Source organism: Rhodococcus sp. HM1 (genome assembly GCF_023218075.1).
GTDB lineage: Bacteria > Actinomycetota > Actinomycetes > Mycobacteriales > Mycobacteriaceae > Rhodococcus.
The window spans coordinates 1-700 of record NZ_JALPTB010000192.1 but is presented as its reverse complement, the minus strand read 5'-3'; the positions used below and the strand labels follow the sequence as shown (position 1 = coordinate 700).

Below are 700 nucleotides of genomic sequence, written 5' to 3'. Positions count from 1 at the left end.
CCGGAGCACACGGCGTATGTGATCTTCACGTCGGGTTCGACGGGTCGTCCGAAGGGTGTGGCGGTGCCGCATCGGGCGGTGGCGAATCAGTTGGTGTGGAAGGTCGCGGCGTTCGGGTTGGGTCCGGACGATGCGGTGTTGCTCAAGACTGCGGCGACGTTCGATTTGTCGGTGTGGGAGTTCTGGTCGGCGTTGGTCTCGGGTGGCCGGTTGGTGGTGGCCGAGGCGGAGGGGCATCGGGATCCGGGGTATCTGCTGGGGTTGATGCGGTCGGCGTCGGTGTCGACGTTGCATGTGGTGCCGTCGATGCTCGAGGCTCTGTTGACTGCGGCGTCGTCCTCGGGTTCGGGTGGGGTGTTGGCGTCGTCGTTGCGTCGGGTGCTGGCGATCGGTGAGGCGTTGCCGGGGGTGGTGGCGCAGCGGTTCCGGTCGTCGAATCCGGGTGTGGGGCTGTTCAACTTGTACGGTCCGACGGAGGCTGCGGTGTCGGTGACCTGGCACGAGGTGTCGGGTGCCGATGTGGTGGGTGTGCCGATCGGTGTGCCGGAGTGGAATGTGTCGGCGTTCGTGTTGGACGAGCGGTTGCGTCCGGTGCCGGTGGGTGTTGCGGGTGAGTTGTATCTGTCGGGTGTGCAGTTGGCTCGGGGGTATTTCGGTCGGCCGGAGTTGACGGCGGATCGGTTCGTGGCGAACCCGTTCG

Annotated in this window: 1 protein-coding gene; it reads left to right on the top strand. The window is 66.1% G+C overall.

The window, feature by feature from the left end:
- Positions 1–700, top strand: a 700-nt coding sequence (locus tag M1M07_RS32365) for an AMP-binding protein (RefSeq protein WP_248676787.1), incomplete at both ends; no start/stop codon positions are given.